This window comes from uncultured Tessaracoccus sp. (assembly GCF_947286155.1).
GTDB lineage: Bacteria > Actinomycetota > Actinomycetes > Propionibacteriales > Propionibacteriaceae > Arachnia.
Genome location: NZ_CAMYPD010000013.1, coordinates 18,423 through 37,758 on the forward strand (window position 1 = coordinate 18,423; position 19,336 = coordinate 37,758).

Genomic DNA, 19,336 nt, shown 5'->3' on the forward strand with positions numbered 1-19,336 from the left:
TCATGCGCCTTTCGTCTCGAGCTGCGGTGCCTGATCGAGCAGTGGACCGCCCCAACGCTGCTGCAATGCCTGCTCCAGCGCGCCGCCCACCTGGTACAGACGAGCATCTGCCCCTACCGGTGCGATCACCTGGATGCCGACGGGGAGCCCGTCGGCGAGACCGATCGGGAACGACGCCGACGCGTTGCCGGCGAGGTTCGACGGTGTGGTGCACAGGTCGGACATGTACATCGCGATCGGGTCCGCCGTTTTCTCCCCGAGCTTGAACGCGACGGAGGTGGTCGTCGGGGAAATCAGCACGTCGCAGTGCTCAAACGCGGCCTCGAAATCCTTGATGATCAGCGTGCGCACCTTCTGCGCCTGGCCGTAGAACTGGTCCGCGTACCCGGCCGACAGCGCGTAGGTGCCGATAATGATGCGCCGCTTCGCTTCCTTGCCGAACCCTTCCTCGCGGCTGAGGCTCATCACTTCCTCAGCCGAGTGGGTGCCGTCGTCGCCGGCGCGCAGGCCGTAACGCATGCCGTCGAAGCGGGCCAGGTTGCTCGACAGCTCGGAGGGCTGAATGAGGTAGTAGGCCGCCATTGCGTAGTCGAACTTCGGGCACGACACAGTGGTTACCGACGCGCCCAGTTCCTGCAGCAGCGCGACGGCCTCGTCGAACCGGGCCTGCACGCCTTCTTGGAACCCTTCGCCAGTGAACTGCTCGACGATGCCCACGCGCAGGCCCTCCAGCGACGTGGAACGTGCCGCGTCGGCGAGCCCGTCGGTGCTGAGGTCGTGGCTGGTGGCGTCCATCTCGTCGAGGCCGCCAATGATCTCTTGCAGCAGCGCCGCATCCTCCGCGGTGTTCGCGCAGGGGCCGGGCTGGTCGAGCGACGACGCCATCGCCACAACCCCGTACCGGGAGACACCACCATACGTGGGTTTGATACCGACGGTGCCCGTCACCGCCGCGGGCTGCCGGATCGAGCCGCCGGTGTCCGAGCCGAGCGCGAGCGGCACGAGCCGCGCTGCCACCGCAGCCGACGAGCCGCCGCCCGAACCGCCAGGGATGCGGTCGGTATCCCAGGGGTTCCGGCTCGGCCCGAACGCGGAGGTCTCCGTCGACGACCCCATCGCGAACTCGTCCATATTGGTTTTGCCGACGATCACCAGGCCGGCGTTGCGTACACGCTGCACCACCGTCGCGTCGTAGGGCGGGGTCCACCCTTCCAGCATGCGGGAGCCGCAGGTGGTGGGCATGTCGACGGTGCAGAAGTTGTCCTTCACTGCGATGGGCACACCCGCGAGCGGGCCGAGCTGCTCGCCAGCGGCGAGGCGCGCGTCGACATCGGCAGCGGCCTTCAGTGCGCCGTCGCGGTCGACGTGCAGGAACGCGTTCAGCGTTGGGTTGAGGGCGTCGATGCGCTCGAGGAATGCGCTGGTGACTTCGACGGAGGTCACTTCCCCGCCGGCGATCATTCGGCCGAGTTCGGCAGCGGTCTTGGTGGTCAGCATGCTCATTCCTCCCCCAGGATCGCCGGCACGCGGAAGCGTCCGTCCTCGGCGGCGGGCGCGCCGCTCAGCGCTTGTTCAGGCGTGAGGCTCGGGCGCACGATGTCGTCGCGGAAAATGTTGGTGCGGGGGACGGCGTGCGTGGTGACTTCGACGTCGTCGCCGGAAACTTCGCCCACCTTCGCCATGGACTCCAAGATCAGGTCGATTTCAGGTGCGAGCTCGGCGCATTCTTCGGCGCTCAGTTTCAGCCTCGCGAGTCCTGCGAGCCGAGCGATGTCGTCGGGTGTCACAGCCACGTCGATTCTCCTTCCGCTGCCAACCCGCCCCATCTTAGGGGCTTCGCGGCAGCCGGGGCACGCGCCTCACTGGCCGGTGAGCATCAGGTAGAACATCCGCCCCAGGAAGAACACGCCGACGGCGATCGCGACGGTGACGATGGGCACCAGGATGCGCACGGTGCGCTTGAACTTCGTCGTGTGCACCCAGCGCGGGCCTTTCCCGAACGCGGGGTGGGCGCGCAGCGGTGCATCGCCGCTCAGGTCCAGGTCGGAGAAGATCGCCATGAGTGCGAGTCTAATGGGCGCAGGCGAGCACGCGTATCGCTCAAGCGCGGTCTTGGTCGAGCAGCTCGCCGGCCCGATGCAGCTCACTCAGCTGCCACATCACGTCACTGGGGTTCCATCCGGCGAGCCCACACGACGGGGCGAGGGTGAGCCAATCGCCGACCCCCAGCTCTCGGGTGACGCGCTTCGCCGTACGAACCAGCTCGTCCACCGGCTGTCGCGTGCGCCGGGCGGCGTCGACGATGCCGAGCACCACGGCGTTGCCGACATCAATCCATTGCCCGAGCGGGTCAATACCGACGAGAGCCGCGTCGGCGTGGATGGTGGTGAAGCCGGCGCTGGTGGCAACATCGAGCCACGCCCCTGGCGCGCAGCAGTGCAAGATGGCGTCGTGGAACGGCTTCAGCGCTTCCGCGAGCTGCGGCACGTCGACGCTGCGATGCTTGGAGAACCCCGACGCCGTCGGCACCCGGCCATCGCGTACAGCAACGAGTGCGGGTTCGTCGATCTGCCATCGCATCTCCACGCCCGGTAAGCGCCGCCGTAGCTCTGATGCGAGCCGCTGCGTACCCTCCTGCAGCGCCTGGGCGACGTCCCGCCTGGCGCCGTGGTCGGCGAGCAGCCGGTCTCCCCTCTGACGCTCCACTGTCGACGCGAGCGTCCACGGGCCGGCCACCGCCACTTTGAGCACGCCGTCAAAGGCTTGCAGCAGCTCCTCTGCGTCGTCGAGGTCGCGACGCCAGAGTGCGCGAGCTTTGCGGTGGGCGGCGTCGGAGTGGTTCGTCAACCGCCAGCCGGCGGGTTGGAGGTCGAAATGCAGGTCGTCGATCAGCCCCAGCGCCCGCCCGATCATCTGCGACTCCACGCCGCGCGCGGGCAACTCAGGCAGGGGCGTGAACTCAGGCAGCGCTTCGGCCATTGCGCTCAGGGCGCCACGGAAATCGTCGCCGGGCAGCGAGCCGGCAGCGGTGATCATCATGGCGCAGTGCCCGCGATCACAGCGCTGCCAACGACGCGGTCGCCGTCGTAGGCGACGACGGTCTGACCGGGGGCGACGCCACGCGCCGGGGCGGCGAACTCGACGTCGAGGCCGGATTCGCTGGGGCGGAACCACGCATCGACGGGGGTGCCGTGCGCGCGGAACTGCGCCTGACCTCGCCATGGCGCATCGACTGCGGCGAGTGTCCACGTCGGGCGAATGCAGTGCATGTGTCGCACCGCGAGCTCGTCCTTCCCACCGACGACGACGGTGTTCGACGCGGGCTCGATGCGCAGCACGTACCGGGGGTTGCCGTCGGCGGCGGGCACCCGCAGGTCAAGGCCCTTGCGCTGCCCGACGGTGTAGCGGTGATGACCCTGATGTTCGCCCAATACGGCACCGTCGGCGTCGACGATGGGCCCAGCCTCGTCGCCCAGATGGCGCGATAGGAAACCTTGCGTGTCGCCGTCGGGGATGAAACAGATGTCGTGGCTGTCGGGTTTCTTCGCCACGCCGAGCCCGAGCGCTGCCGCCTCTTCCCGCACGACGGGCTTCTCGACGTCGTTCAGGGGGAAGATGCAGTGCGCGAGCTGCTCCTGGTTCAGCATGCCGAGCACGTAGCTCTGGTCTTTCGCCTGGTCAGCGGCGCGATGGAGCGTGACGCGGCCCTCCGCATCGCGCTCCAGTCGCGCGTAATGCCCCGTGGCGACCGCGTCGAAGCCGAGGTGGATGGCGCGGTCCAACAGCGCGGCGAATTTGATCTTCTCGTTGCAGCGCAGGCAGGGGTTGGGGGTGCGTCCGGCATGGTACTCGGCGACGAAATCCTCCACCACGTCGCGGTGGAACTCCTCGGCGAAATCCCAGACGTAGAACCCGATGCCCAGCTTGTCTGCCACGCGCCGGGCGTCGTGGGAGTCCTCGAGCGAACAGCAACCACGCGCCCCGGAACGATAGCTCTCGGGGTTCTTGCTGAGCGCGAGGTGTACGCCGGTCACCTCGTGGCCGGCTGCCACCATGCGCGCCGCCGCCACTGCGGAATCGACGCCGCCGCTCATCGCTGCTAGTACCCGCATGCTCACTCCTTTCCGGCGCCCCACTGTACGCGACGTCAGAAGGCCAGCTGCGCAAGCTGCAGGCAGCGGCGCAACTCGTCGCACAGTAGATCCACCTCTTCGGCGGTGGTGCTCCATCCCAGTGAGAACCGCAGGGTCGACGCGGCTTCGTCCTCAGTGCGACCCATGGCCATGAGCACCTTCGACGGCTGATGCACGCCCGCGCGGCAGGCGCTCCCCACCGACGCCTGCACCCCGCGCTGGTCGAGCAAGAAGAGCAGGTCGCCGGCCCTGATCTGTGGGAACGTGGCGTTCACGATGTGTGGCGCGTGCGGCGCCTTGGTCGTATTCACCGTCGCACCGAGTGTTTCGAGCGTGTCGACGATCTGCGCCTGGAAGGTGCGCAGCCGTGCCGCTTCTTCGTCGAGTTGTTCGACGGCCACCCGCGCTGCCGCAGCGAAGGAAGCAGCCAGCGCCACCATGGCGGTACCCGAGCGAACCCCTCGCTCCTGCCCGCCCCCGAGGCCCAGGGGCGTCGGCTGAATGCTGCGACGGGCGATGAGCGCCCCGATCCCTACCGGCCCGCCGAGCTTGTGCGCCGACAGGCTCATCATGTCGACGCCCATCTGGGCGAAATCCAGGGGCACATGCCCGAGTGCCTGCACGGCGTCGGTGTGCATCCAGGCGCCGTATTTGAGGGCCAGCCTGCGTACGGCGTCGACGGGTTGCTCGATGCCGGTTTCGTTGTTCACCGTCATCACCGACACCACGCCGACGCGGTCGTCGATCAATGCCTCGGCCGCCCCGACGTCGACCACGCCTGCCCCAGTGACCGGAATGACATCGGCGCCACGCTCGATGGCCCCCAGCACCGCGTCGTGCTCGATAGCGGACACGACGCACCGCTCGCGCCCGCTGGTGCGCCATCCGCCGAGCACGGCAATGGAGTCGGCCTCCGAGCCCCCGGAGGTGAAGATCACCTCCGCAGGTTGGCAGCCCACCACCTGCGCCAACTGCTCGCGGGCCTCTTCCAACGCCGCCCGGGCACGCTGCCCAGCGCGATGTAGTGCCGACGGGTTTCCCACCACGTCGAGGTGCTCGTTCAGCGCCGCGATGGCTTCTGGACGCATCGGCGAGGTGGCAGCGTGATCCATGTACGCGGTGCCCACGGTGAACCTCCAATGGAGAGCCTCGTGTAGTTCGTTCTTCCACCATGAGTCTGGCAGAATCGCCAAGTTGTCAGCACGTTATCCCGGAGGTTTCATGTCCGACGTCCATACCGAAGCTCCGCTCGGGCCCCGGTTCATCCCAGGCGGTGTCGAGTTCTCGCTGTGGGCGCCGGACGCCACCCAGGTTGAGCTGTTGCTCGTCACAAACCACCCGCAGCCCACGCTGCTCGCCATGCAGCGCGAGGCCGACGGAATATGGCGCCTGCGCGTGCCCGGCGTGACCGCTGGGCAGCTGTACGGCTTCCGCGTCGACGGCCCCTGGGCGCCCGAGCAGGGTCAGCGCTTCAACCGCAACAAGGTGCTGCTGGATCCGTACGCGCGCGCCATCAGCGGCGGCGTCGACTTCCGCGCAGACATCCGCGCATTCCGCGATGACGCACCCCATCTCATGGATGAGAACGATTCACTGGGCTCCGTGCCGTTGGGTGTGGTTGTCGCAGACACGCCACCGCCCACCCCCATCGCGCGACGCAAACCCTTGGCAGAGTCGGTGATCTACGAGATGCACCTGCGCGGCTTCACGAAACTGCACCCGTTCGTGCCGGACCACCTGCGCGGGTCTTACCTCGGCCTGGCGTATCCCGACGTGGTGGACTACCTCGTCGATCTTGGCGTCACGGCCGTGGAGTTGCTGCCAATCCAGCATTTCGTCTCTGAGCCCTTCGTCGCACTCAAGGGGCTTCGCAATTATTGGGGCTACAACACGATTGGTTTTTTCGCCCCGCACGCGATGTACAAGGCACATGGCCTTGCCGGCTCGCAGGTCGATCACTTCAAGCAGATGGTGTCGACGCTGCACGAGGCGGGCATCGAGGTGCTGCTCGATGTGGTGTACAACCACACCGCAGAAGGCGGCGTCGACGGCCCCAGCCTGTCGTTTAGAGGCCTCGCGCAGCAGGATTACTACCGCATGGACCGCGGCCACCACAGCGACTACGACGTCACCGGTTGCGGCAACTCCCTCGACACCTCGCATCCCATGGTGCGGCGGCTCATCCAAGATTCACTGCGCTACTGGGTGCACGAGATGGGGGTTGACGGCTTCCGCTTCGACCTCGCCACCACGCTGTTCCGCGACGAGAACCACCACGTCACGCACGAGCATCCCATGCGGGCATTGCTTGACGACGACCCGCAGCTCGCCGACATCAAACTCATCGCCGAGCCGTGGGATATCGGCCCGTTCGGCTACCAGGTGGGCAACTTCGGCAACCGGTGGGCCGAGTGGAACGACCGGTTCCGCGACGAGACGCGCGATTTCTGGCGCGGCCACGCGGGTGGTGTGAGCGGCTTCGCTACCAGGTTGGCTGGCTCTGCCGACCTGTTCGACCGCCCCGGCCGAAGCCCCGAGAGCAGCATCAACTTCGTCACAGCCCACGACGGGTTCACTGCCCGCGACGTGGTCAGCTACGACGTCAAGCACAACCAGGCCAACGGCGAGAGCAACCGCGACGGCTCCGACAACAACCGCTCCTGGAACCACGGTGTGGAAGGCGAAACCGACGACGCTGCCATCAACGCGCTGCGCCGCCGTCAGGTGCTCAACCTCATGGCGACGCAGCTTCTCGCCGTCGGCACGCCCATGCTGCTCGCAGGCGACGAGTTCGGGCGTACCCAGCAGGGCAATAACAATGCGTACTGCCAGGATTCTCCCTTGTCGTGGGTGGATTGGGATATCTCCGACGAGTGGCGCGCCAACCAGCAGCGCATCCGCAGCCTGATTCATCTCCGCGCGGCCAACCCCCTGCTGCGGCGCGGCAATTACTGCTACCACGAGGAGATCGTCGATGCCGACGACGTGGGGCTCGAGCGCATCGACCTCACGTGGGTCGACCACGACGGCAGGCTCATGAGCCCCAATGCCTGGAACGATGCGTCGCGCAAGCATCTGGGCATGTACGTCTCCGACGCCACCGACGCCTTCCTCATCTGGTTCAACGCCGACGAGAACGCGATCGAAGCCACCGTGCCCGCCATCGAGATGGGGCGCACGTTCGAGTGCCTGTGGAGCAGCGCCGACGACGGTGAGCTCCCGTCGGATCCCCTCCCGGCGGGCGGCGACTACACAGTGCCGGCGCGATCCGTCACAGTGTTGCGTGCTGAGGTCGCGGCCACCGCGGCGGAGCTTGCGCGCTGGCGCAAAGAAGCAGGTGAGGAATCCGGGCAAGCGTGAATGCTCGGCAGACGGCTGCTTCGCCAGGTAGGCTGGGCAGCGTGAATGCCCACAAGCGCCTCAATCGTACGCCCGGCGGCTTCGGCCGCATTCCCGTCACCGGGGTCTCCCCCGCCATTGAAAACGGGGCCTACCCCGTCAAGGCCGTCGTCCATGAACGGATCCGCATCACTGCGAACGTGTTCCGGGAAGGCCATGATGCCGTCGCCGCGTCCGTCATCCTCACTTCCCCGACGGGGCACCAGCGCCGCGTCGACATGCAGCAAATCGAGCCGATGGGCCTGGATATCTGGGAAGCCCACGTTCGCATGGCTGAGGAAGGCGAGTGGACCTATCGCATCGAGGGCTGGTCTGACCCCTGGACCACCTGGGTGCATCACGCCACGAAGAAGCTACCGGTCGGTGTCGACGTCGAACTCGTGCACATGGAAGGCAATGCGCTGCTCACACACGCCGCCGAGCATGCGGAGCGCTTGGGCGTCGAGGGAGCTTCTCAGCTGCTCCGCGGCACGGCAGCCTCAATGGCCGACCCCGAGTCAACCGCGACGGACATCGTCGAGCTCGTCACGGCGCGCCCTGTGCAGCGCGCGATGGCCCGGTTCGGCCCTCGAGAACTGATCTCCCCCACCCAGGAGTTCCCCATCCGTGTAGAGCGGAGGCGGGCGCTGTACTCGTCGTGGTACGAGTTCTTCCCCCGCTCGCAGGGCGCGTGGCAGGACGAGGACGGCCACTGGCACTCCGGCACGCTGGATGCATCCCACGAGCGGCTCGAGGCAGCCGCAGCGATGGGCTTCCACGTCGTATATTTGCCACCTATTCACCCCATCGGGGAGGCCTTCAAGAAGGGGAAGAACAACACCCTCGACGCCAACGAGGAAGACCCCGGCTCGCCGTGGGCGATAGGGTCGCCCGAGGGTGGTCACGATGCGATCCACCCGGACTTGGGCGATTTCGATGCGTTCGACCGGTTCATGGCCCGAGCGAAAGAGCTCAATCTGGAAGTTGCGATGGATTTCGCGTTGCAGGCTTCCCCGGATCATCCGTGGGTGACGGAGCATCCTGAGTGGTTCACCACACGCATGGACGGCACCATCGCCTACGCCGAAAACCCGCCGAAGAAATACCAAGACATCTTCCCCATCAACTTCGATAACGACCCGGTGGGCATCTACCACGAGGCGCTCAGGATTCTGCGATTCTGGATCGATAAGGGCGTCACTATTTTCCGCGTCGATAACCCTCACACGAAGCCGATCGATTTCTGGGATTGGCTCTTGAACGAGATCTATGCGACGAACCCTGAGGTGATTTTCCTAGCCGAAGCCTTCACTCGTCCGCAGATGATGGCCACTCTCGGCAAGGTGGGCTACCAGCAGTCGTATACGTACTTCACCTGGCGTAACACCAAACAGGAGCTCACCGAGTATCTGACGGATCTTTCGACGCACATGGCCGCCTACTACCGGCCGAATTTCTTTGTCAACACTCCCGATATCAATCCGTTTTTCCTGCAATCCGGCAACCCGGCTGCGTTCGCGATTCGCGCAATTCTTGCTGCGACGACATCGCCGTCTTGGGGTGTGTATTCCGGGTTCGAGCTCTTCGAGCACGAGGCGAATGCGCCTGGCCGAGAAGAATACCTGGACTCGGAAAAGTACGAATACCGTCCCCGCGATTTCCAGATGCAGCCCAATTTGAATGTGCTCATCGGACGACTCAACGAGATTCGGGAATCCCACCCCGCACTACAGCAGTTGCGTGACATTCATTTCCACGATGTGCCTCACGACGAGATCATCGCGTTTTCCAAAGTGGACGACCGAGACATTGTGCTCACCGTGTGTTCGCTGAACCCCGACCACGATGTCGTCTCCGAGCTGCACCTCGACTTCGATGCGCTGGGTCTTGACCCCGATCTGCCGGTTGAAGTCACCGACGAGCTCTCCGGCGAGTCGTTCACCTGGGGCGCGTCGAACTTCGTGAAGCTCTACCCGTCGCAGCCCGCACACATTTTGAGGGTTTCCCAGTGAAACTTGCCGAAGCGCTGTGGGAGCTGACGGCTCAGGCTCGATGGTTCGGCGGGCGCGGCCGCAACGGCAAGCTTGCTCGGGTGCGTTCGCTCGACCCGGTCGGCGACGTGCAGTCGTTGTTGCTTGAGGTGGCGTACCCCGCGAGCGAGACAGAGATGTACCACGTGCCCGTCCTGCACTCGAAGCTGCCGGGCCTGGCCGAGGCCGTCGACGACGGGCTCAGCCTGTGGCCGCCGTTTGAGGCGAGCGACGGCGGGTTCACGTTGATCGACGATCTCCCCCGCCCCAGCGCGGCAAGGCGCTTTAAAGGCGAGCAGTCCAACACGAATGTGTTTTTCGACAACGCCACTATGTTGAAGGTGCTGCGACGTGTGGAGCCAGGCGGGGGCATCGAGGCGGAGCTGCTTGGCGCCCTGCGCGGTTCCGGGGTGGCCCCCGAGCTGCACGGCACGTGGGCGCATGATGATCTCGCTCTGGGTGTCCTCGTGGAAGCGCTGCAGGATCCCGAGGACACCTACGACGTGGCCTGCGATGCCGCCCGATCCGACCGCGAGTTCTCGTCGGAGGCCCACAGCCTGGGTAGAGACCTGGCGACGGTGCACTCCTTGCTGCGCACTCACCTGGCCAGGGGCGTCGCCGACTCGGCTGCGAAGGCCGACGCATTCCGCGAGCGGTTTGATGCGGCGGTGCGAGAGCTTCCGGTGCTGGGAGAGTTCCGCGAAGGCGTGCAGCGCGTGTACGACCGCGTCGGCGCAGCTCGCATTGAGACGCAGCGCGTGCACGGCGACTGCCATCTCGGCCAGGTGCTGCGCAGCCTCGGCCAGTGGAAGTATGTCGATTTCGAGGGCGAACCGATGAAATCACTCGAGGAGCGACGAGAGCTCGATACGCCACTGCGTGACGTCGCGGGCATGCTGCGTTCATTCGCCTACGCGCGCGCGGCTGGGGATGCGTCGTCGCAGTGGCTCGACGCCTGCCGCGAGGCGTTCCTCGACGGCTACGGCGTGCGCACCGACCCTGTGCTGGACGCCTACGAGCTCGACAAGGCAGTCTACGAGGCGCTGTACGAGGCCCGCTTCCGCCCGCATCTCGCCGACGTGCCCATCGCCGCCATCCGCAACCTCACGAGCGCGTAACGCATCCCGTCGCACCCTATCGTCGCGTTATCTCCCGCACCGGGCACACGTAACCTGTGCGGCTCTGTCCCGGAACAAGTGTCACCTGCCTAGCCGCGCCGAGGCGCCGTCGGGAGGCAGATGAGACATGATCCGCTCAGTTGCCGCACAGGTTGCAGGTGCTTGGGCGGAGCCACAACACATGCCCGACGAGTTTCGCGCCGGGTAGGCGGGCGGAGGGCACACCTGACGGGTCACCGCACGCGGGAAACTGGATGACGGTACATTGGGGGCCAGACACCGATCTTCGAGGAGAAGACATGGCACACGACAAGTTCGGCGGACTGACGGGTTGGGACTTCGAGGGGTTCCACAATGGCGGCGACACGGAGATCTGGAAGCGCCTCGGATCGAAGGTTGTTACCGTCGACGATGATGAGCGCGGGCCAATCACAGGCGTGCGGTTCGCCGTCTGGGCACCGAACGCGCGTCGGGTACTCGTCACCGGCCCATTCAACTACTGGGAGGGCGACGACATGGAGCTCATCCCCGGCTCGGGCGTGTGGGGTCTGTTCATTGAGGGGCTCGGCGAGGAGACCCTGTACAAGTACAAGATCGAAGATCAGCACGGCAACTGGCACGAGAAGGCCGACCCCGTCGCGAAGTTCTCCGAGCAGGCGCCCGCCAACGCGTCGATCGTCTACGAATCGAAGTACGTCTGGTCCGACGACGAGTGGATGGCCAAGCGCCGCGAGGCCAAACCGCACGCCGAACCGATGAGCATCTACGAGGTGCACCTGGGCGGATGGCGTCGTGGCAAGTCGTACCTCCAGCTGGCCGAAGAGCTCGTCGAGTATGTGAAGTGGCAGGGCTACACCCACGTCGAATTCATGCCGCTGGCCGAGCACCCCTACGCCCCCAGCTGGGGTTATCAGGTCACTGGCTACTTCTCCCCCACATCGCGCTTCGGTAAACCCGACGACCTGCGCTACCTCATCGATCGCCTCCACCAGGCCGGCATCGGCGTCATCATGGACTGGGTGCCCGGCCACTTCCCCAAGGACGCCTTCGGGCTCGGCCGATTCGACGGCACCGCACTCTACGAGCACGCGGACCCCCGCCAGGGCGAGCACAACGACTGGGGCACCTACATCTTCAACTTCGGCCGCAATGAAGTGAAGAGTTTCCTCGTCTCCAACGCGCTCTACTGGGCTCAGGAGTTCCATATCGACGGGCTCCGCGTCGACGCCGTGGCCTCCATGCTCTACCTCGACTACTCCCGCAACGACGGCGAATGGGTACCCAACCAGTTCGGCGGCCGAGAGAATCTTGAGGCCATCGACTTCCTCCGCTACGTCAACACGCACCTCTACGAGCGCGAGCCCGGCATCTGCATGATCGCAGAAGAGTCGACGAGCTTCCCCGGCGTCACGAAGCCCGTCGACGCCGGCGGTCTGGGGTTCGGGCTCAAATGGAACATGGGCTGGATGAACGACACCCTGCGCTACCTGGAGCTCGATCCGGTCTACCGCCAATACGAGCACAACCTGCTGACCTTCGCGATGGTCTACGCGTACTCGGAGAACTTCGTGCTGCCGATCAGCCACGACGAGGTTGTCCACGGCAAGGGCTCGATGATCAACAAGGTGCCCCAAGACGACTGGCGCAAGTTCGCGACGCTGCGCGCCTACTACTCGTTCATGTGGAGCTTCCCAGGCAAGCAGCTCATCTTCATGGGCTGCGAGTTCGGTCAGCGCCCCGAGTTCAACGAAGCCGTGAGCCTCGAGTGGTGGGTCTCCGACATGTGGGGTCACGGTGGCCTCCAGCGCCTGTTCCGCGATCTCAACACCATCTACCGCGAACACAGCGCCTTGTGGGAGCTTGATAATGATCCTGCCGGGTTCACGTGGATCAATGCCGACGACAACAACCACAACACCCTCAGCTGGGTGCGTCAGGATTCGGAGGGCAACCACGTCGCGTGCATCACCAACTTCTCGCCCGAGCCGCTCGTCGACTACGAAATCGGCCTGCCCACAGGCGGCGATTGGAAGGAAATCCTCAACACCGACTCCCCCGTCTACGACGGCTCGGGCCAGTTCGGCAACCTCGGCGAAGTGCATGCCAAGGACGAGCCGTGGAGCCACTTCCCGGCGCGCGCCAACGTCACGATCCCTCCGCTCGGCTCTATCTGGCTTGAGCGCAGCGCGCGCTGATGTCGTCGGAGTTTCGCGTCTCCGTCTCGCTCGCGGGCGACGGCACCGGCAAGCTGTCGTGGTCTGAGCAGGTCGTCGACGTCGACGTGCTCCAAAAGGGCATCAGCCTGGCCGCCGACGACGCCATCCTCGGCCACGACCTGCGCCGGCTCACCGTCGAAATCCCGGCCACCGACGCCCCCGCCCGGGTGGCACTCCACCAGGCCGGGTTTCGTCGTGAGGGCAGGCTCCGCGAAGCCGTGCGCACCGCCGATGGAAGCTTCGTCGACGTGCTCGTCTACGCCCGACTCGCCACCGACGTGGTGTACGGCCCCGTCGGTTTCTCGTCAGTGATGAACTCGGTGCTGCCTACGAAGCGCGTGATCGGGCATGCGCTGTGCACGAATCCCGACGGCGAGGTGCTCCTGCTTGAGACGAACTACAAGTCCGATTGGGAGCTTCCCGGCGGCGTGATCGAGCCCGGCGAGCCGCCGAGGCTCGGTGCCGAGCGGGAGATCTTGGAAGAACTGGGCATCGTCGTGGAGCTCGGGCAGCCCGCGCTGGTGGACTGGATGCCCCCGTATCTCGGCTGGTCCGATGCCATCGAGTTCCTCTGGCGCGTGCCGCCCTTCGACGCCGACGTGGCGCGCGAGCTGCGGCCCTCCGACGCGGAGCTCAAGGCCCTCCACTGGGTGCACCCCGACGAGGTGCCGCAGCACGTCACGGAGCTCTCCGCACGACGCATCGCCAAGCTACTCGCCGGCGAGACGGGATACACCGAAGCTGGTTACTAGCCCCAGCGATCGCTCCCCTAGCCAAGCAGCACCGTCGGAGCACGTCGAAGGCGGCGGCACACGTAGAACATGCACCGCCGCCTCGCGTTCATCGGCTATGCGCCGGTCCTCGGCATCCCTGGGCGAGGAGCTGGCAACGATGGACCATACGGTGACGGATTCCCGGGCGACGGGTCATCTGGGCTATCCGGGCTGCCCGGAGCGTCCGGGTCCACCGGATTCGGCACCAGACCACCGCGTTCTGGTTGCGGCTTCACGACGACATCGAACGTCGCCTTGAACGTCTTCCCGTCCTTCGTCCACGTGACCGTGAGGGTCTGGGTGCCAAGCTTCGACTTGTCGTAGCCGGTCACCTTCAACTCTTCAGCGGGGATCTCCGTGAACTGTCCGTCGCTCCACTGCGCAGACACGACGAGCCCGGTGAGATCGAGATCGTTGGACTGCTCGTAGGTGGTCTTACGCGGCGGGGATGTGACGACGATCCTCTCAAGCGTCGCCGGCTTGTCCGTCACCTCGACGGTGAGCGAGACCGACTGCGTGGTTTCGCCGTCGTCGACGGTGACCCACACGGTGTAGGTGCCCGGCTTGGCGAAGGTATGGGTGCCCTTCACCTTGCCATCGGCCACTTCGTCGGCCTCAACCACGTCCGAACCGTCGCCCCAGTTCACGTACGCCTTCGCCCCGTTCGCACTGTGGCCACCGGCGACGACCGCCAGCTCAGCGCTCAGTGGCTCGCCGGTGGTGGCCTCGAGGTCTTCGCCCGGCTTCACCGTGAGCGCCTCGAGCTTCGAACGGTCGCCGTCGGAGGCCACCGCGAACAAGTGTGTGCGGGCCCACTTGCCATTGGAAGCGTTCTTCTCCTTCGGCATCGTGATGCTCACCACCTGCTTCGGCTTGCCACCATCTCCCTTGTAGAGCGCCACCGGAGCGTGGAGTTCCACCGGGTCGGTAACGTACACTGCGGTGAACTTCTTCTGTCCCTCAATCTTGGTGCCCGAGGTGCGGTCGTCCGAGGAGCCGACGAGGGTGTTGCCCTTGATCGGCTTCTTCGCTGCGCCCACCCAGTCGCCAACCTTGTAGGGCACTTCCTGCGAGGAGCCATCGGCGAAGTTGAGGGTGAAGACGCCCTCACGGTTGCCTTCGTTGGCCGTCACCACGAAGGCAACCTTGCTCGCGCCTTTGCCGAGATTGATGGTGAAGCTCTGTCCTTCACCAGTGATGTTGTCCGGGTCGCCAGGCTTGACGTCGGGAAGGTCGAAGGACATGCCGTCGCCGTCAGGAACGCCCTCGGGAAGTTCCACCGTCTCCCCAAGCCTGAACCCGCTCTCCACCAGCTGGTCACGGATGAAGCCGTAGTTGAGGCCGTCGCAGTTCGCCGCAGCCACGTCAGGCACACCGATGCAGGTGTTGTTCATCTGCCCGGCGAGCGTGTCGTCGCGGTACACGCTGACGCGCACCTCGGCCATAGCCACCGAACCGTCAGCGGCGGTGGCGGTCACCGCCGCGGTGTATTCGCCGGGCTTGTCGAACGCATGCTTGGCATTCACCTTCCAGGTGCCCAGCGCACTCTTGGCGAGCGCGGCATCTTCCGGCTTGCTGCCGTCGTTGAACTGCACCTTCACGACGGTATCCGCGCCGGCTGCTTCACCGGTCAGCGTGGCGATCTGACCGTCGAGCTCGCCGCCTGCCCGCACGCGCAATTCGTCGGCTGGCTGCAGCTCGATGCCCTTCGCGCTCGCAGGCTTGGCGAAGAGCTCAATCTCTGCCAGTCCAAGCCGCGTCTTCTCCTTCGACGAGATCGTCAACCGGAAGTGGGTGAATGCGGGCTGTGCTGGGTTGTTCGTCGCTGCACGTGCTTTGGCCTGCTGCTGACCGTCGACGAAGAACGGGCGCAGCTGCGTGCCGAACGGGAACGTTTGGTTGGCGCGTTCGTCGATAGTCGTCCAATTGTCGCCATCCATCGAGCCTTCGAGCTTCCACTGTTCCGGCGCACCAATGTCCTTGCCTTCGGTGCTCGTCAGCGTGTAACCGTCGAGGCTCATGGGGCCCTGCTTGGACTCCCACACCAGTTCGGCGGATTCACTCGGGAACGTCACCGCGGAACGCATGTCGTTGTCGACGAGCGCACCCACCGGCACCGCCTTCGTCGAGGCGAGCTTCCCGAACGGAGCTCCGGATGCGTCTTCGAGCACCTGCGGAACCTCGAGCTTCTCGTTGAAGTCCTTGTCGCCCCACGTCTGCGGCTGATCGCTCATCCTGAACTCGAGCGCGCCGCCAGAACGAATCAGGTCGCCGTCGACGACGACATCGTTCAGCGCCTGGCCGTTGTGGCTCACACCGGCGACGTAGCGCTTGCCCTGGCTGGCGCCGGGAGCAGAAATGGTGAGCGTCTTGTCACCCATGTGCACCTTGGCTGACTCGAACATCGGCGTGCCGATGGTGAAGTCGCCGGTGCCCAGCTGCAGCGGGTAGAAACCGAGCGCGGAGAAGATGTACCAGGCGGAGAACTCGCCGTTATCTTCATCACCCGGGTAGCCCTGTCCGATGTCGTAGCCCACGAAGGCGTGTCGCTGCGCCTCGGCGATAATCTCCTGGCCAAGCGACGCGTCGCCGGCCTGCACCGCAACGTACGGGATGTGGTGAGCGATCTGGTTCGACAACCCGAGCATGCCCATCCGCAGGTCGCGTGCCTCGCGGGCCTCATGCATACCCGCGCGATCTCCGCGTTCCTTCTCAGTCAGGAACTCGTGCAACTCGTCGTTGATGCCCTGCCTGCCGCCGTACAGCGCGGCCAGTCCGTCGACGTTGTGCGGCGCGTGGAAGGCGAACGTCCAGCCGCTAGCCTCGGTGTATGCGCCGCCCCAATCCTTCTTGTCAGGGTTGTCCCACGAGCCGTTGGCGTGGCGTGCCGTGAACACCCCGACGTTGGGGTTGTACATCTCGACGAAGTTGTTGGCCCGGAACGAGAAGTACTTGGCCTCTTCGCGGAGTTGTTCGACGCGCTCCTTCGGCGTGTTCGGATCGTCGGCGAGTTTCAGCGCCATCTTGGCCATGCCGAAGTCGTTGATGAATCCTTCCAACCCCCACGACGCGGACTGGTGCGTGGTGGCGTCGGTGTAGCCCAGGTAGGGGCTGCGTTCCAACCCCTTTCGCCCGACGGCCGCCGTCTCGGGGCGTGCGGTGCCGTTCTTGAGCGCCGCGTCATAGGCCTCGAGCGCCACCTCGCTGGTGAGCGCGCCCTGAATGTAGGCGTCGGCGAAGGCCACGTCGGAGCTGGTGCCGGTCATGAGGTCGGCGTAGCCCGGCGACGACCAACGCGAGATCCAGCCAGCATCGCGGTAGTGCTCCACGAATCCGTTGACCAGCTCGTTGGTGAGGTTGCTGGGGTACAGCATGGAGTATAGCGGCCACGCGGTGCGGTAGGTATCCCAGAAGCCGTTGTTGACGTAGAGCTTGCCGTCGCCGATGGGCGCGTTCGTCTCCGTCGCGGTGGCCTCACCCTTCGTCTCTCGGAATGGGCTGGCGTACTGATACTTCGGCTTGTCAGCGCTACCGACGTTCTCAAACTGCGAGTTGGGGTACAGGTTCAGGCGGTACAGCCCTGAATACAGGTTCACCAGCTGCGCCTCGTTGCCGCCCTTGACGTCGGTGATGACGCCTAGGCGCTTGTTCCACGCGTCCTTGACGGCGCCCCGCACCTCATCGAACGAACGGCCGGTCACCTCGAAGTCGAGGTTCTTCTTGGCCTGGTCCTGCGAAATGAACGATGTCGCAACTCGCAGCTCGACGGTCTTCGTTGCGGAGGTATTGAACCGGGCGTACTTGGCGGACTTGCGTTCGCCCTTGGTGTCACCCTGCGCGACGGGCTTCGCGTCGAACTTGCCAGCGACGAACATGCGCGTCTTACCTGGCCAGCCGGATCCGCCGAAGATCCAACCAGACACGGTGCCGTCGTCGGAGATCTTCAACCCCGATTCGCCAACACCGCGGTCGACGATCACGCTGCCTTCGTCACCGGTGAAGGTGAACCGGAAGATGCCGCCGTGGTCCGTCGGGGTGGCTTCCGTGCGCATTCCGTTCTCGAACGTGACTCCGTAGTAGTCGGGGCGTGCCACCTCGTTGTCGTGCTTGAACGCCAATGCGCGCTGCTTCACGTCGCCCTGTGGAACGGAATCAGTCGACGGCTGGACGACGAACTGGTTGCGGTCGCCCATCCAGATGCTCGGTTCGTGGCTGAAGCCGATGCCCTGCAGCTCGGGTAGGTTCTCGTCGTTGTTGTGGGCCTGGTAGGAGTACAGCGTGCCGACGGTGTCCGCGTCGGTGAACGGCGTGATGAAGTTGAAGCCGTTCGGCCAGGCAGCCGCTGGGAAGTTGTTGCCGCGCGAGTATCCGCCGCTGCTGTTCGTGCCGCGCCTGGTGTCGACGTAGCTCACGAGCCCGTCGGAAGTGTCGAGGGGCTTGGGCACGTCGATGCGGATGTCGTCGACGAACCCGCCCACCGGCGTGCCCGCTTTGGCACCCTTCTGCGAGTAGCGCAGCAGCACCTGCTTCACTGTCTTACCTTGGGCGGCGGCGAGGTCGATCTTCACGGAGTTCCACTGGTCGGGATACAGCGTTTTGCCCTCGCCCTGCGCTTCGGGAGTTGCTGCGATGCCGTAGATGTCGCGTGCGCCGCTGTCGGAGAGCGTCGACCCGTCGTCGAACAGCAGATCGACGACGACGTGCGTCGAAGCGTAGGTGAGTTCTCCATCCAACTCTGGGAAGATCTTGTAGCTGAGCTGTGCGCCCTTTGCTACCTTCACGTCCATCTCCAGCACGACGTTGCTGGCGCTCGAATCGCCGTCTTCGATCACCTGCCCCGCATACCGCAGCGACTTCACGCCCGTCCATCCGACGCGTGGCTTGGCGGTGAACGATGACCGCGGGCCGCCTTTGACACCCGTCGCCATGGGCATGGCTTCGTCGAGCTCGTCGTTCTTGCGGTTGGCGTTGATGAGTTCAAACTCAGCAAGCTGCACGATGTCGGCGCCGTTCGTCGCGGTGATATCCAGGCGATAGAACTTGTACGCCTCGGTCTCAGCCTTGAGCTTGAATTTCTTCTGCGAATGACGCTTGGTGTTCATCGGCGTCGCCCAGGTGACTCCGGTTTGAGCGTCGACATCCACCCATGTCTTGCCATCAGTGGAGGCCTGCACCTTGAAGTCTTTGGGGTCACGTTTGGGCTCGTCATTCGCGGACGTGATGCGGTACTCAGTGATCTTCTCCGGCTGTGCCAGTTCGTAGGTCAGGGTGCCCTTGGGGGCGAAACTCAACCACTTCGATTCAGCCCGGCCGTCTGCGGCGTTGGATGCTTCCTCTCCAGAGGGGCTCTTGCCGGTGCCGGTGATCTTGGTCACCTCGCTGTGCAGACTTTCGGTGGCAAACACCTGGCCCGTGAAGTTCGACGGTGGTGCAGCCTGCCGGTTCGGCAGGGCCTGTGGTTCTCCTTCCTCGAACGAGGTATAGAACGCATCCTGTTTGGGGGCCGCAGTGGCAGGGGTGGGTGCGAAGATCACCCCAGCGCTCATCAGCGTGGCGCTCAGCGGAACGATTAAGGCTCGAAGCCTTAAACCGCGCTGCTTGGATGGACGAAAACGCATGCGCAACTCCTATGTTGCCAAGGCCGACGAAGCTGGCGGCCAAGCTATGAGGGACCGGAACTCTCACTGC

At 65.1% G+C, this 19,336-nt stretch carries 12 protein-coding genes; 5 read left to right on the plus strand and 7 right to left on the minus strand.

Features of this window, described 5'->3' with window-relative positions; genetic code table 11:
• From gatA to Q0X68_RS04915, 6 genes are read right to left on the minus strand one after another with little or no spacing between them, the layout of a single operon-like run.
• A complete protein-coding gene (gatA, locus tag Q0X68_RS04890; protein WP_297748376.1) occupies positions 1–1,503 on the minus strand; it encodes an Asp-tRNA(Asn)/Glu-tRNA(Gln) amidotransferase subunit GatA in 1,503 nt (500 codons plus the stop codon).
• Positions 1,500–1,826 (minus strand): Asp-tRNA(Asn)/Glu-tRNA(Gln) amidotransferase subunit GatC, encoded by a 327-nt coding sequence (gene gatC / locus Q0X68_RS04895; RefSeq protein WP_297748378.1) that lies wholly within the window; start codon positions 1,824–1,826, stop codon positions 1,500–1,502. The genes gatA and gatC overlap by 4 nt, the downstream gene beginning before the upstream one ends.
• A 33-nt stretch (positions 1,827–1,859) precedes the next feature.
• Complete coding sequence (locus tag Q0X68_RS04900; protein WP_297748381.1) at positions 1,860–2,060, minus strand: hypothetical protein; 201 nt, start codon at positions 2,058–2,060, stop codon at positions 1,860–1,862.
• Positions 2,061–2,100: 40 nt separating this feature from the next.
• On the minus strand, positions 2,101–3,039 hold the full coding sequence (locus Q0X68_RS04905; RefSeq protein ID WP_297748385.1) for a methionine synthase: 939 nt from the start codon (positions 3,037–3,039) through the stop codon (positions 2,101–2,103).
• Entirely contained in the window at positions 3,036–4,112 is a 1,077-nt protein-coding gene (gene mnmA / locus Q0X68_RS04910; protein WP_297748387.1) for a tRNA 2-thiouridine(34) synthase MnmA, read from the minus strand. The genes Q0X68_RS04905 and mnmA overlap by 4 nt, the downstream gene beginning before the upstream one ends.
• A gap of 35 nt (positions 4,113–4,147) precedes the next feature.
• Entirely contained in the window at positions 4,148–5,260 is a 1,113-nt protein-coding gene (locus Q0X68_RS04915; RefSeq protein WP_297748388.1) for a cysteine desulfurase family protein, read from the minus strand.
• Positions 5,261–5,354: 94 nt separating this feature from the next.
• On the opposite strand from Q0X68_RS04915, the gene glgX reads away from it, so the two are divergent.
• The 5 genes from glgX (at position 5,355) to Q0X68_RS04940 (ending at position 13,627) form a co-directional block, all read left to right on the plus strand.
• Positions 5,355–7,493 carry a glycogen debranching protein GlgX gene (gene glgX / locus Q0X68_RS04920; protein WP_297748390.1) on the plus strand — a complete coding sequence of 713 codons (2,139 nt, stop codon included), beginning with the start codon at positions 5,355–5,357 and terminating at the stop codon, positions 7,491–7,493.
• 41 nt (positions 7,494–7,534) lie between these two features.
• Entirely contained in the window at positions 7,535–9,523 is a 1,989-nt protein-coding gene (locus tag Q0X68_RS04925; protein ID WP_297748393.1) for an alpha-1,4-glucan--maltose-1-phosphate maltosyltransferase, read from the plus strand.
• Positions 9,520–10,659, plus strand: a complete 1,140-nt coding sequence (locus Q0X68_RS04930) for a phosphotransferase (protein WP_297748396.1) — start codon at positions 9,520–9,522, stop codon at positions 10,657–10,659. Before Q0X68_RS04925 ends, Q0X68_RS04930 begins: the two co-directional genes overlap by 4 nt.
• A gap of 299 nt (positions 10,660–10,958) precedes the next feature.
• Complete coding sequence (gene glgB, locus Q0X68_RS04935) at positions 10,959–12,854, plus strand: 1,4-alpha-glucan branching protein GlgB (RefSeq protein ID WP_297748399.1); 1,896 nt, start codon at positions 10,959–10,961, stop codon at positions 12,852–12,854.
• A complete protein-coding gene (locus Q0X68_RS04940; protein ID WP_297748401.1) occupies positions 12,854–13,627 on the plus strand; it encodes an NUDIX domain-containing protein in 774 nt (257 codons plus the stop codon). The genes glgB and Q0X68_RS04940 overlap by 1 nt, the downstream gene beginning before the upstream one ends.
• Before the next feature lie 95 nt (positions 13,628–13,722).
• Here the strand turns inward: Q0X68_RS04940 and Q0X68_RS04945 are convergent, their stop codons facing one another.
• On the minus strand, positions 13,723–19,266 hold the full coding sequence (locus tag Q0X68_RS04945) for a GH92 family glycosyl hydrolase (protein WP_297748404.1): 5,544 nt from the start codon (positions 19,264–19,266) through the stop codon (positions 13,723–13,725).
• Between the last annotated feature and the right edge of the window lie 70 nt (positions 19,267–19,336).

Coding starts and splice junctions, on each gene's coding strand:
- gatA (WP_297748376.1), bottom strand. CDS start 1,503: ATGAGCATGCTGACCACCAAGACCGCTGCCGAACTCGGCCGAATGATC.
- gatC (WP_297748378.1), bottom strand. CDS start 1,826: ATGGGGCGGGTTGGCAGCGGAAGGAGAATCGACGTGGCTGTGACACCC.
- Q0X68_RS04900 (WP_297748381.1), bottom strand. CDS start 2,060: ATGGCGATCTTCTCCGACCTGGACCTGAGCGGCGATGCACCGCTGCGC.
- Q0X68_RS04905 (WP_297748385.1), bottom strand. CDS start 3,039: ATGATGATCACCGCTGCCGGCTCGCTGCCCGGCGACGATTTCCGTGGC.
- mnmA (WP_297748387.1), bottom strand. CDS start 4,112: ATGCGGGTACTAGCAGCGATGAGCGGCGGCGTCGATTCCGCAGTGGCG.
- glgX (WP_297748390.1), top strand. CDS start 5,355: ATGTCCGACGTCCATACCGAAGCTCCGCTCGGGCCCCGGTTCATCCCA.
- glgB (WP_297748399.1), top strand. CDS start 10,959: ATGGCACACGACAAGTTCGGCGGACTGACGGGTTGGGACTTCGAGGGG.
- Q0X68_RS04940 (WP_297748401.1), top strand. CDS start 12,854: ATGTCGTCGGAGTTTCGCGTCTCCGTCTCGCTCGCGGGCGACGGCACC.
- Q0X68_RS04945 (WP_297748404.1), bottom strand. CDS start 19,266: ATGCGTTTTCGTCCATCCAAGCAGCGCGGTTTAAGGCTTCGAGCCTTA.